General features: G+C 32.0%; 12 protein-coding genes and 1 pseudogene. 12 read left to right on the forward strand and 1 reads right to left on the reverse strand.

The genetic code is table 11. The features are described from left to right. Positions 1 to 194 precede the first annotated feature (194 nt). The 12 genes from Q0C58_RS05070 to Q0C58_RS05125 all read left to right on the forward strand — a co-directional run bounded on the left by Q0C58_RS05070 (position 195) and on the right by Q0C58_RS05125 (position 11,894). Entirely contained in the window at positions 195 to 2,954 is a 2,760-nt protein-coding gene (locus Q0C58_RS05070; protein ID WP_290698330.1) for a zinc-dependent metalloprotease family protein, read from the forward strand. Between the two features lie 92 nt (positions 2,955 to 3,046). Continuing rightward, positions 3,047 to 4,174, forward strand: coding sequence for an FAD-dependent oxidoreductase (locus tag Q0C58_RS05075; protein ID WP_290698333.1), 1,128 nt, complete (start codon positions 3,047 to 3,049; stop codon positions 4,172 to 4,174). A 1-nt stretch (position 4,175) separates the two neighbouring features. Then, on the forward strand, positions 4,176 to 4,625 hold the full coding sequence (locus Q0C58_RS05080; protein WP_290698336.1) for a 3-oxoacyl-ACP synthase: 450 nt from the start codon (positions 4,176 to 4,178) through the stop codon (positions 4,623 to 4,625). Positions 4,626 to 4,680: 55 nt separating this feature from the next. Continuing rightward, positions 4,681 to 5,817: an NAD(P)/FAD-dependent oxidoreductase gene (locus tag Q0C58_RS05085; protein WP_290698339.1), complete on the forward strand. Its 1,137-nt coding sequence runs from the start codon at positions 4,681 to 4,683 to the stop codon at positions 5,815 to 5,817. Further along, positions 5,814 to 6,530 carry a methyltransferase domain-containing protein gene (locus tag Q0C58_RS05090; RefSeq protein ID WP_290698342.1) on the forward strand — a complete coding sequence of 239 codons (717 nt, stop codon included), beginning with the start codon at positions 5,814 to 5,816 and terminating at the stop codon, positions 6,528 to 6,530. Before Q0C58_RS05085 ends, Q0C58_RS05090 begins: the two co-directional genes overlap by 4 nt. 54 nt (positions 6,531 to 6,584) lie before the next feature. Beyond that, a complete protein-coding gene (locus tag Q0C58_RS05095; protein WP_290698345.1) occupies positions 6,585 to 7,637 on the forward strand; it encodes a type III polyketide synthase in 1,053 nt (350 codons plus the stop codon). Positions 7,638 to 7,703: 66 nt separating this feature from the next. Continuing rightward, the gene (locus Q0C58_RS05100) at positions 7,704 to 8,501 is read left to right on the forward strand and encodes an SDR family oxidoreductase (protein WP_290698360.1); all 798 of its coding nucleotides are present in this window, start codon (positions 7,704 to 7,706) and stop codon (positions 8,499 to 8,501) included. Between the two features lie 119 nt (positions 8,502 to 8,620). After that, positions 8,621 to 9,061 (forward strand): hydroxymyristoyl-ACP dehydratase, encoded by a 441-nt coding sequence (locus tag Q0C58_RS05105; protein WP_290698348.1) that lies wholly within the window; start codon positions 8,621 to 8,623, stop codon positions 9,059 to 9,061. 69 nt (positions 9,062 to 9,130) lie between these two features. Next, the gene (locus Q0C58_RS05110) at positions 9,131 to 10,405 is read left to right on the forward strand and encodes a beta-ketoacyl-[acyl-carrier-protein] synthase family protein (protein WP_290698351.1); all 1,275 of its coding nucleotides are present in this window, start codon (positions 9,131 to 9,133) and stop codon (positions 10,403 to 10,405) included. A 151-nt stretch (positions 10,406 to 10,556) separates the two neighbouring features. Beyond that, complete coding sequence (locus Q0C58_RS05115; protein ID WP_290698363.1) at positions 10,557 to 10,841, forward strand: GIY-YIG nuclease family protein; 285 nt, start codon at positions 10,557 to 10,559, stop codon at positions 10,839 to 10,841. A gap of 244 nt (positions 10,842 to 11,085) precedes the next feature. Next, entirely contained in the window at positions 11,086 to 11,340 is a 255-nt protein-coding gene (locus tag Q0C58_RS05120) for a phosphopantetheine-binding protein (protein WP_290698354.1), read from the forward strand. Next, entirely contained in the window at positions 11,337 to 11,894 is a 558-nt protein-coding gene (locus Q0C58_RS05125; protein ID WP_290698357.1) for a 4'-phosphopantetheinyl transferase superfamily protein, read from the forward strand. The genes Q0C58_RS05120 and Q0C58_RS05125 overlap by 4 nt, the downstream gene beginning before the upstream one ends. Here Q0C58_RS05125 and Q0C58_RS05130 read toward each other — a convergent pair. Then, positions 11,872 to 12,204, reverse strand: a pseudogene (locus Q0C58_RS05130) (ABC transporter ATP-binding protein); the annotation flags it as partial. The gene Q0C58_RS05125 and the pseudogene Q0C58_RS05130 overlap by 23 nt on opposite strands.

Here is a 12,204-nt window from a genome sequence, read left to right on the forward strand (position 1 = left end):
TGGATATGATTTGGTTTTTTTAATTAGTCTATATTTTAGGACTTATAACTTTATTTGTATTACAAAAAACACAAAAAAATTAGTAAACTCTTCATATTTAAGGGTAATATATTCAAAAATTAACTTTAAATCCTTGGTCTTTAGCGATTATCAGTATACATTTATAAATATTTATTAAAATAAAAAAAAATAAAATGAAAAAACTTTACTTAAAATGGGCTTTTACTTTAGTACTTTCAGTACTGTTAACAATGCCTATGCTTTCACAAAGTGGAAAGTCATTATGGAACAAAACGACTCAAAATGCTGCTTCTAAAAAAGAACTAACTTTTAGAAAAACAGAACCAAGCAAAGCAGATTTTTATAAATTAGATATTAATGCTTTAAAAACCGAGCTTCAAGCTGCACCAAACAGAAATACTTTTTCTGGAATTTCAAATGTTATTTTAGATTTCCCAAATGTTCAAGGAACTTTAGAATCTTACAGAATTAAAGAAGCACCAATAATGGAAGCTGCACTTCAAAATAAGTATCCAGATATTCGTACTTACATTGGAGAAAGTATTGATACTCCTGGAACTGTTATTCGTTTTAGTTTAACATCACAAGGTTTACATACCATGTCTATGTCGAATAATAATGGAACCCAATTTATAGATCCTTACACTAAAAATGGTAATGAATATATAGTTTATGCTAAAAAAGATTTACCAGTATTAGACCAAAATTGGGAATGTGGAGTTGTAGATGGAGAGCTTATTGAAGGAGAGAGAGGATTAGATGTAAATATGCAAAGAAATGCAGATGATGGGTTATTAAGAAACTTCAGACTAGTAGTAGCTACTACTATAGAATATTCTTCATTTCATTGGATGGCTGCGGGACTTACTGCTGCAGATACAGAAGCAGCTAGAAGAACAGCTGTTATGGCAGCTATTGTTGTTACAATAAACAGAAACAATCAAATCTATGAAAGAGATTTATCTATAACCATGACACTTGTTGGAAATAACGATAGTGTTGTTTTTATTAACTCTGACAATTTTGATAACAATAATCCAGGATTACTAATTAATCAAAGTCAAACAGTAATAGATAATATTATTATGCCTGGTAATTATGATATTGGACATACTTTTAGTACAGGAGGTGGAGGTTTAGCTCAGTTAGGCTCTGTTTGTGGAGGAGGAAAAGCAAGAGGTATTACAGGTTTACCATCACCAGTTGGTGATTCATACGATATAGACTTTGTTGCTCATGAATTTGGACACCAATTTGGTGCGCCACACACATTTAATGGTAATGCAGGCGCTAATACTTGTGCATCGCAAAGATCAGCTTCAAATGCTTACGAAGTAGGTAGCGGCACCACTATTATGGCTTATGCTGGAATATGTGCACCACAAAACGTTCAAGGAAATAGTGATGCTTATTTTCACCAGAAGAGTTTACAAATGATTTGGGATAATGTTACTATAGGAAATAGCCAATGCGCTTCTACTACTAATACTGGTAATAATGCACCAACGTCTAATGCTGGAGCAGATTTTACTATCCCGTTTTCGACTCCATACAAATTAACAGGATCTTCAACAGATGCAGATGGAACAGGAACACATACTTACACATGGGAACAATATGATTTAGGACCAACAGGATTACCTGCGGACACTAATACTTCAGGTCCTATGGTAAGATCTTATGAAGGCACATCAAGTCCATCAAGATACATTCCAATACTTGAGGATATTATTTCATTTGGAGGAGTCTCTTCAACTTGGGAGAAATTAGCTTCTGTAGCAAGAACACAAGATTTTAGATTAACGGTAAGAGATAACGATATTTCAGGAGGCCAAACTGCTGTAGATGAAATGACTGTAACTGTTAATGGAAATGATGGTCCTTTTCTAGTAACGTCACAAAATGTAGATGGGATATCTTGGACAGCTGGAAATACAGAGACTATTACATGGGATGTTGCTGGTACTAACGTAGCACCAGGAGTAAATACACCTAATGTAAACATATTATTATCTACAGATGGTGGAGTAAATTTTGACACAGTTTTAGCTTCTAATGTACCAAATGATGGGTCACATGATATAATGGTTCCAAATATTCAAGCTGCTTTTTGTAGAATTATGGTAGAAGGTGAAGGCAATATCTTTTTTAATGTAAACGATACTGATTTTGCAATAGGTACAACAGTTGTTACCACATGTACAACTTACTCTTCTGCTCAAAATTTAGGTCTTGCTATACCAGATGGAACAGGTACTGCAACAGCTCCAGGTCAAGGAACACCTTTATTTAACTCTATAAATATACCAGATTCTAATACAATTACTAGTATTACAATTTCAGCAGATGTAACACACCCTAATACTGCTGACCTGCTTCTTCAATTTCAGCATCCAGATGTAGGGACAAATAATGCTTTTGTTAATATATGGATTTTTGATTGTGTTGGTGACTCATTTAACATCACCTTTGACGATTTAGGTGCACCAATTAATTGTGGTTCTCCTACAACAGGTACTTTTGCTCCCGTTAACCCTTTAGGTGCAATATTAAATGATTTAAATTCATTTGGAGATTGGAATCTAGCGTTAGTAGATTTCGTTTCAGGTAACACAGGAACCCTTAATAATTGGTCAATAGAAATTTGCTCGATATCTACAGGGCTTTCTATTGATGAATTTGAATTGAATAACTTATCAATCTATCCAAATCCAAATAATGGAGAATTTAACGTTAAGTTTAATTCAATTTCAGAGAATGTATCACTTCAAGTGTTTGATATTAGAGGACGTTCAGTATATAACAAATCGTATGCTAATAGTTCTAGTTCTTTTAATGAAGCTATAAACTTAGGAAATGTTCAATCTGGAATGTATTTACTAAATGTAAATGATGGTGAAAGAACAATAACTAAAAAAATTATAGTAGATTAAATATTTAATTTTTATAAAATTTAAAACTCCGGAAGTAATTTCGGAGTTTTTTTATGCTTTAATAGTTCGAATAATTAGAGTACATTAGAGTTATGAATTTATCCTATTGGGAAATAAAATCTTGGCTTACTAACATAGATTATACTATTGTTGGCAGTGGTATTGTAGGTTTAAATTGTGCACTACAATTAAAGACACGTTTTCCAAAAGCTAAAATTTTAATTCTAGAAAAAGGAACATTGCCACAAGGCGCAAGCACAAAAAACGCAGGTTTTGCTTGCTTTGGAAGCTTAAGCGAAATCATAAGTGACTTAAACACACACACTAATGAAGAAGTTTTAGACTTGGTAAAACAACGTTTAAAAGGGTTAGAATTACTACGTAATACATTAGGCGATAAAACCATAGATTATCAACAATTAGGAGGTTATGAGTTGTTTAGTGAAGAAAATAATCTGTTCGAAAACTGTATCGCTAAAAAAGACCAAATCAATTCATTTTTACAACCTATTTTTAATGCTGAGGTTTTCAGCTTTAAAGACAACACTTTTGGTTTTCAGAAGATAAAGAATCAATACTGTTTTAATCAATTTGAGGGACAAATAGACACAGGTAAGATGATGGAGGCTTTGCTTCAAAAAACACGCTTAAAAGGGGTTAAAATATTAAACAACGTATCTGTCGATAATTTTCAAGAGGATTCAAATTCAGTAAAGGTAAAAACCAATCGGTTTGAATTTTCAACATCTAAATTATTAATTGCAACTAATGGCTTTGCTTCAACATTAAATATTCCTCAAGTAAAACCAGCAAGAGCACAAGTACTCATTACAAAACCAATAAAAAACCTACATATAAAAGGTGCTTTTCATCTTAATGAAGGCTACTATTATTTTAGAAATATAGATAATAGAATCCTTTTTGGAGGAGGACGAAACCTTGATTTTAAAACCGAAGAAACCACAGCATTTAATCAAACAGAACTAATTCAAAATAAATTAGAAGTCATTTTAAAGACGACTATTTTACCCAATACTCCTTTTGAAGTAGATTATAGATGGAGTGGAATTATGGGTGTTGGTAACAAAAAAAAGCCAATCGTTAAACAACTAAGTAATCATGTATATTGTGGTGTGCGTTTAGGTGGAATGGGAGTTGCAATAGGAAGTTTAATAGGACAAGAATTAGCCGATTTAATTCCTGCTTATACGAGAAGTTAACATGAAAATTAAACAACAATTATACAGCCAGTGCCAACAATTTCTTGATAATCGTTTACAAACGATTCAAAAAACAATAAACGAAATTCAAGAATCTCTAACTACTGAAACCAAAAGTAGTGCAGGCGACAAGCACGAAACTGGTCGTGCTATGTTGCAATTAGAGCGCGAAAAAGCTGGACATCAACTAGCCGAAATCCAAAAAACAAGTCAATTACTCTCTAAAATTGACGCTTCAAAAACGTCTCATAACGTAGTTTTAGGAAGTGTAATTTACACTAGTAAAGCTAATTATTTTATTACTATAAGTGCTGGCGAATTAGAGTTTGACAATCAAAAATTCTACGCTATTTCTGCAAGTACTCCAATTGCGCAATTGCTATTAGGTAAAACAGTTGATGATCAGATAATTTTTAGAGACCAAAATTTTACTATTATTAACATAATCTAGTTTCAATCTAAAATAATTTCGACTTACCTTTAGTAAAAAACAAGTGCTAAAAAAATTGAAAACAAATCCCTTAAATTTTGACGTTATAATTATTGGTGGTGGATTGGCTGGTTTATCTAGTGCTATTCACTTATCTAAGTCCAAATTGGACGTTTTAGTTATAGAAAAAAACAGTTATCCAAAGCATAAAGTTTGTGGCGAATATATTAGTAACGAAGTCCTGCCATATTTTGAGTTTTTAGGTATTGATGTGTTTAAACTAGGAGCAAAAAAAATTAACCGTTTTGAGTTATCGACGCCCAAAAATAAAGTCGTTAAAGCTAATCTACCACTTGGTGGTTTTGGTATTAGTAGATTTTGTTTGGACTTTGAACTGTCAAAAAAAGCAACAGACAATCAAGCAATTATTAGTCAAGACACTGTAGAAGATATCCAGTTTTTAAACGATAGATTTTCTGTTAAGACAAAACTAACAACTTATACTTCCACAATAGTAATTGGCGCTTATGGTAAACGTGCTAATTTAGATGTGAAGATTAATAGAAATTTTATTAAAAACAAATCACCATTTCTAGCAGTTAAAACACATTTAATAGGAAATTTTCCTGAAGATTTAGTGGCACTTCACAATTTTGATGGTGGTTACTGTGGGCTTTCAAAAGTAGAAAACAATAGTATAAATGTTTGTTATATTACAGATATTGAAGCTTTTAAAAAGCATAGAGATATAGAGGATTTTCAGCAAAAAGTAGTCTTTAAAAATAGTGCCTTAAAAGCAGTTTTCAAAAACTCAAAATCAGTTTTCAAAACACCTTTGACAATTAGTCAAATTTCTTTTGAAACTAAAAATCCAATCGAGAATCACATAATAATGTGTGGTGATACTGCAGGTATGATACATCCATTGTGTGGCAACGGAATGAGTATTGCAATACGTAGTGCGCAAATAGCATCTTTACTTATAATTCAATTTTTTAATGGCGAAATAAAAGATAGACAAGCATTAGAAAAACAGTATCTTAGAGAATGGAATACCGAATTTAAATCCCGTTTAAAAACAGGTCATATCGTTGCTAATTTGTTTAGTAAAAATAGAATAGCTGAGGTTTTAATTAGTATTACAAAATTAATTCCAAGTATTCTGCCACAAATTATTAAACGTACACATGGTAAAATAATGACAGTTAAATGAGTTTGTTAGTAAGCACAAAATTTAGAAGCGAAGAAGAAGAAATCATGGATGATTTGGATTATAATGGTCCAATACTTCATGATGCTTTAGATAAATTAGCAAAAATTAACCAATGGTTAGGCGGAAATATTGTGACCATAAATGGCTTAAAAAAAGCACTAAAAAACCATCCTAAAAAAGAGCGAATAACAATCATTGATTTAGGTTGCGGTGGAGGAGATATTTTAAGAGAAATATCACAATTTGGAAAGAAAAATAACTATAATTTTAATTTAATAGGTATTGACGCAAATCCACATACAGTTAATTATGCTAATATATTATCGCAAAATTACGATAATGTAATTTTTAAAACAATTGATATTTTTTCAGAAGAATTTAATGCACTAAAATATGATTTAGTTTTAACCACATTATTTCTACACCATTTTAAAGAAGATGCGCTAATATCCTTTTTAAAACCAGTTTTAGAAAAAGCAAAACTAGGTATAGTCATTAACGATTTACATAGACATAAATTAGCCTATTACCTGTTTAAATTATTAAGTACAACAATCAAAAACAAAACAATAGTTGAAGACGGATTAACGTCTGTTTTAAGAGGATTTAAAAGAGAAGAACTAAAATCTATTTCAGAAAAAATAAATGCAAATTATCAAATACAATGGAAGTGGGCTTTTCGTTTCCAATGGATATTAAAAAGAAATAATTAGTTCTCAGTGAATCTCTGTAAAAACTCAGTGATACTCTGTTTAATAAAAATATAAATGAGCGTAAAAATAACAGCAGTAGCAAAACAACTACCAAAATACACTAGAGAAACTAAAGATATTATTCCGTATTTAAATCTTTGGATGACTGGACAGGATGAACGTTTTCAACGTAAAGTCATTAAACTTTTTGAAGGTGCTGGTGTAGACAAACGTTATTCTATTATGGATGCTGAAGAAGTTTTTACAAACACGTCTTTTCAAGAAAAGAATGATATTTATTCCAGAGAAGTTGTCAAGTTAGCAGAACAATCCTTAGTAAAAGCACTAGATAAAGCAGCGCTAAAACCAACAGATATAGACTACATTATTACTGTAAGTTGTACAGGAATTATGATTCCGTCAATAGATGCTTATCTAATTAATAACCTAAAAATGAAACAGGATATTGTTAGATTACCTGTTACAGAAATGGGTTGCGCAGCAGGAGTCTCAGGTATTATTTATGCCAAAAATTTTTTAAAGGCAAACCCTAACAAACGCGCAGCAGTAATTGCAGTAGAGTCACCAACAGCAACTTTTCAGTTAGACGATTTTTCTATGGTTAACATTGTTAGTGCTGCCATTTTTGGTGATGGAGCAGCAAGTGTTATTTTGTCCTCTTATGAAGAGGAAATAGGACCTAAAATAGTTGATGAAGCCATGTATCATTTTTATGATGCCGAAACCATGATGGGTTTTAAATTGGTAAATACAGGATTACAAATGATTTTGGATAAGGCTGTTCCAGAAACTATTTCAGAGCATTTTCCTAAAATCGTACATCCTTTTTTAGAACGAAATAACCTTTCTATTAAGGATATTGATCATCTTATTTTTCATCCAGGAGGAAAGAAAATAGTACAAACTGTAGAAGACTTATTTGGGTCTTTGGGTAAAAATATAGACGATACAAAAGAAACGTTAAGACTTTATGGTAACATGAGTAGTGCAACTGTATTGTACGTTTTAGAACGTTTTATGGATAAGCAATTACCAAAAGGAGACAGAGGTTTAATGCTAAGTTTTGGGCCAGGTTTTTCGGCACAACGTATATTATTGGAATGGTAATACTGAAGACAAAATATAGTTAAACTCTCATGCTGAGCTTGTCGAAGCATCTCTTTTTAAAAATAAATAATGAAAGACTTTCAACATAAAAATTATTGGGCACTCATTTTAGGTGGATCAAGCGGATTGGGTTTGGCGACTGCAAAAAAGCTAGCCAAACACGGAATGAATATTTGTATTATTCATAGAAATTCTAGAACGCAAGAAGCACAAATTAATTCAGAATTCAACGAAATTAAAGCTGAAGACATTCAGTTTAAATCTTATAACGTTGATGCCTTTAAAGCTGAAAAACGAGAACAAATTATTTCAGATTTAAAAGAAATATTAGGTGCTGAAGGAAAAATAAGAACATTAGTTCATAGTGTGGCCAAAGGAAATTTAAAACCTATGTTGGATGACCAAAAACCAACGCTTAAAAATGACGACTTCAATTTAACAATCAACGCCATGGCTATTAGTTTGTTTGATTGGACTAAAGCTGTTTTTGAAGCTAAATTATTTGCTTCAGATTCAAGAATAGTCAGTTTTTCAAGTGAAGGAAATACCAAAGCATGGAAAAATTACGCAGCAGTATCTGCAGCAAAAGTTACTTTAGAAGCCATTACTAGAAACATCGCTTTAGAGTTTGCACCTTTTGGTATTAGAGCCAATTGCATTCAAGCAGGAGTTACAGATACAGCGTCTTTACGCATGATTCCTGGTAGTGATAAAATTAAAGAACACAGTTTACTTCGTAATCCATTTAAGCGATTAACACAACCAGAAGATGTAGCAAACGCAGTGTATTTATTATGTAAAGATGAAGCAGCTTGGATTAATGGTTGTGTAATTCCTGTGGATGGAGGAGAACATATTAGTTAGTCAAATTCCTGCGCAGGCAGGAATCTTATAATAATAACTAGTGTTTATTTTTAAACAATAAAAAATTAGTCGGTTTGTCATTCCTGCGAAGGCAGGAATCCACTTATTTAAAATGAAATATGAACAGTAAACAAATCATAAACCTTTTACCATACCAACAACCTTTTCTATTCGTTGAAGAACTAACCACGATTTCAAACGAAGGAATAACAGGAAATTACACCTTCAAAAAAAACGAACATTTCTACAAAGGACATTTCAAAGACAATCCAATTACACCTGGTGTTATTTTAACAGAATGCATGGCACAAATAGGCGTAGTCTGTTTAGGTGTTTATATGTTGAAAGACGAAGTTTCCGAAGAAAACAAACCACAAATAGCATTAACATCAAGTCAAGTAGATTTCTTTTTACCAGTATTTCCTGGAGAAAAAGTAACTGTAGTTTCAGAGAAAGAAGTGTTTAGGTTTAATAAGTTGAAATGTAACGTGAAGTTATTTAATGAGAAGAATGAACTGGTTTGTAGAGGAAAAATCTCAGGAATGATGAAGATAGTGTAAAGCCAAATATAATTGATACTGTCACACTGAGCTTGTCGAAGTGTTTGTCGTAATTATAAAAATAAAAAATTGAAAAAAAACAGAGTCGTCATAACAGGTTTAGGAGTCGTAGCACCAAATGGTGTTGGTCTCGAAGCGTTTAGTAAAGCCATAAAAAATGGCGAATCTGGAATTACGTTTCATCAACAATTAGCAGACTTAAATTTTTCGTGCTGTATTGGTGGTATTCCTAATATTTCTGAAGAAAAAAAATTAGAATATTTAACACCTTTACAACTTAGAGGCTTTAATAGTTCTGGTATTTTATATGGTTGTATTGCAGGTAGGGATGCATGGAAAGATGCAGGGTTTACAATAGATAAAAACAGCGACTTAGATTTTAATAGCGGAACCGTTTTTGGAACAGGAACTTCTGGAGTCGAAAAATTTAGAGAAGCTATTTACAAGCTAGATGATAAGCAAGTAAAGCGACTAGGAAGCACAGTTGTAGTACAAACTATGGCTAGCGGAATTAGTGCTTTTTTAGGTGGAATACTAGGCTTGGGAAATCAAGTTACAACAAATTCTTCTGCATGCACAACAGGAACCGAAGCTATTTTAATGGGTTACGAGCGCATTAAAAACGGACTAGCAAAACGTATGCTAGTTGGAAGTTGCAGTGACGATGGACCATATATTTGGGGAGGTTTTGATGCTATGCGTGTGATGACATACAAACATAATGAGACACCAAAACAAGGCTCAAGACCAATGTGTGCAACAGCATCTGGATTTGTGCCTGGATCTGGAGCAGGTGCTTTAGTTTTAGAATCGTTAGAAAGCGCATTAGAACGAAAAGCAACTATTTACGCTGAGGTTTTAGGCGGAAACATTAATTCTGGTGGACAACGAGATGGTGGAACCATGACTGCTCCAAATGCTAAAGCTGTGCAGCGTTGTATTAAAGATGCCATTAAAAACGCTAATATTTCAGCCGAAGAAATAGATACTATAAATGGACATTTAACAGCAACCTCAAAAGATAGTTTAGAGATTGAAAATTGGACAAAAGCATTAAATAGAAAAGGAACAGGTTTTCCGTACATTAATTCTTTAAAGTCTATGGTTGGTCATTGCTTAGCAGCAGCTGGAAGCATAGAAAGCGTAGCAACTGTGTTACAATTAAAAGAACAGTTTGTGTTTCCTAATGTTAATTGCGATACTATTCATCCAGAAATTTCAGCATTAATTTCCGAAGAAAAAATTGTAAAAAAACTTAAAGAAACGAACCTTAATATTGCAGCTAAAGCTAGTTTTGGTTTTGGTGACGTTAATGGTTGTGTTATCTTTAAGAGATATAATTAATCAATGGTCTTAGACAGGCTCAGACTGACAAATAGTTTCAATTTTGGCTTGACTACTACATTGCCAATTGTAAGTTCTAATGTCACACTGAGCTTGTCGAAGTGCCAACAATAATTCAAGAAATATAAAAATGAAATTCTACTACGTTTAGATATTATTACGTGCAGACAAAACGTATTACACAGGAATGACTAATGATTTAGAAAGGCGAGTATCTCAGCATAAATCTGGGTACAAAAAAGACTCGTATACTGCAACAAGACTACCTGTTAAGTTACCTTGGTATTTACAATGTGAAAACCCAAAAGAAGCTATTAAAATTGAAAAACAAATAAAAGGTTGGTCTCAAAGAAAGAAAAGAGCATTAATTAATGAAAACTGGGATGATTTAGTCGAATTTTCAAAGAATTATAAGGAAAATGATAACCATATATAATTGATGGTGTTGTCTTCGACAAGCTCAGACTGACAAATAGTTTCAATTTTGGCTTGACTACTACATTGCCAATTGTAAGATTTAATGTCACAAAAAGCCTCTCGAAGCTTTAAAAACAGTATAGTTTTCAATTTAACTTTGGTAACTATAGTATAGTAAAATGGATATTGACAAATAAGTACAGTAATGTCACACTGAGCTTGTCGAAGTGCTAAAAAATTATGATATTTAAAAAAGAAAAAACATGAATAAAGAAGAATTAATAACTAAATTAAAAACCATTGTACAACCCTATATCCAAGATGAAGAAGCTTTTGCCAACCTCTCTGAAGAGACCGATTTTATAAACGATTTAAAAATAAATTCAGCTAATTTAGTAGATGTTATTTTAGATGTTGAAGACGAGTTTGATATCAGGATTGAAAACGACGATATGGAAAAAATGACGTCTGTAAAAGCAGCAATGGATATTGTAAACGAAAAGTTAGCTGTAAAATGATAGGTAATGATATTGTCGATTTAAAACAAGCAGCTAAAGATAGTAATTGGAAACGTCCACGTTTTTTAGACAAAGTTTTTACAGTTGAAGAACAACAGTTAATTGCAGATGCTAAAAACCAACACCAAATGGTTTGGTTACTTTGGAGCATGAAAGAAGCTGCTTATAAAGTAAATGTACAACAGTTTGGGAAGCGGTTTTTTAATCCGAAACGATTAGAGTGTGAGTTTGTTTCTTTAGAAAAAGGACAAGTTGTTATAGATTTTGAAACCTATTTTACAAGTTCTGAAATTAGTAAGGATTATGTTTATACTGTTGCTGTTTTAAACCCAAAACAAAGCTATAAAAGTGAATGGTTTAGAGATAAAAAATTAGAGATCAGTAAACAAAGCGATCACCTTCAAAACCGTTTTTTAAAAGCTTTAAATTTAGATTTAACAACCATTATAAAAAATAATGTTGGTGTACCTAAATTATATTGTAACACGAAAGTATTAAACACCTCTTTTTCTTTGACGCATCATGGCGCTTTTAGTGGCTATACAATGTTGTGATTTCTAAATACCGATTGGTGTTTTTTTCTATGTTTGTTTTACTTTCAAAAAACACCTTCTCACCATTTAAATCTCCCTCAATTAAATAATAATTACCTTTAAAAAAAGATTGTTTTACAGTTACTTTTAATTCAGATTTTTCAACAACTTGTAGTTGATGTGCATAAATAATCTCATTATCTATCACATTAAATTCACTAAAAAAAGAAGCTATTAAAGGTGTTCTAGGATTTTTATATAAGTGTTCAGGCAAATTATAAGCTTCAATAGTATTATTATTAAGTACCATCATGTTATCTGCAAAACCCAA

Source organism: Lacinutrix sp., assembly GCF_023299985.1.
Classification (GTDB): Bacteria; Bacteroidota; Bacteroidia; order Flavobacteriales; family Flavobacteriaceae; genus Lacinutrix.

Coding starts and splice junctions, on each gene's coding strand:
- Q0C58_RS05070 (WP_290698330.1), top strand. CDS start 195: ATGAAAAAACTTTACTTAAAATGGGCTTTTACTTTAGTACTTTCAGTA.
- Q0C58_RS05075 (WP_290698333.1), top strand. CDS start 3,047: ATGAATTTATCCTATTGGGAAATAAAATCTTGGCTTACTAACATAGAT.
- Q0C58_RS05080 (WP_290698336.1), top strand. CDS start 4,176: ATGAAAATTAAACAACAATTATACAGCCAGTGCCAACAATTTCTTGAT.
- Q0C58_RS05090 (WP_290698342.1), top strand. CDS start 5,814: ATGAGTTTGTTAGTAAGCACAAAATTTAGAAGCGAAGAAGAAGAAATC.
- Q0C58_RS05095 (WP_290698345.1), top strand. CDS start 6,585: ATGAGCGTAAAAATAACAGCAGTAGCAAAACAACTACCAAAATACACT.
- Q0C58_RS05105 (WP_290698348.1), top strand. CDS start 8,621: ATGAACAGTAAACAAATCATAAACCTTTTACCATACCAACAACCTTTT.
- Q0C58_RS05120 (WP_290698354.1), top strand. CDS start 11,086: ATGAATAAAGAAGAATTAATAACTAAATTAAAAACCATTGTACAACCC.
- Q0C58_RS05125 (WP_290698357.1), top strand. CDS start 11,337: ATGATAGGTAATGATATTGTCGATTTAAAACAAGCAGCTAAAGATAGT.